General features: G+C 71.1%; 1 protein-coding gene. It reads left to right on the top strand.

Annotated features, from left to right (window positions below; genetic code table 11):
- Positions 1-250: 250 nt before the first annotated feature.
- On the top strand, positions 251-379 hold a 129-nt coding region (locus F0U47_RS21950), incomplete at its 3' end, for an aminopeptidase P N-terminal domain-containing protein (RefSeq protein WP_246159719.1).

The raw sequence follows: 379 nt of genomic DNA, 5'->3' as shown, positions 1-379 counted from the left end.
CCACCGCGACCGTCACCACGACCGTGAAGACGAGGCTGTCGCGGCGTGCAGGCATGGGCGGAAGCCTATCGGGGCCGGTCCTTTCGGAAGGATCGGGCGTGACGGGGGGAGGTACGGTGGACGGCGTGAACGACGCCCCCAAGGAGCCGAAGACCGAGTCGCACGATCCGGCGGTGCCGGAGGCCTACGCCGCGTTCATGCGGACCGGCTGGGACGACCGCGAGCGCGNNCCTTCCCGGGTGAGCGCCTGGTGCTGCCCGCGGGCACGTTCAAGACGCGTGCCGCCGACACCGACTACCGCTTCCGGTCCGACACGGCGCACACCTACTTCTCCGGCAACCAGACCTCCGACGCCGTGCTGGTCATCGACCCGGACGGC

Source organism: Nocardioides antri (genome assembly GCF_008373765.1).
Lineage (GTDB): Bacteria > Actinomycetota > Actinomycetes > Propionibacteriales > Nocardioidaceae > Nocardioides > Nocardioides antri.
The sequence above is the reverse complement of the archived record's forward strand: the minus strand, read 5'-3'. Positions and strand labels throughout refer to the sequence as shown.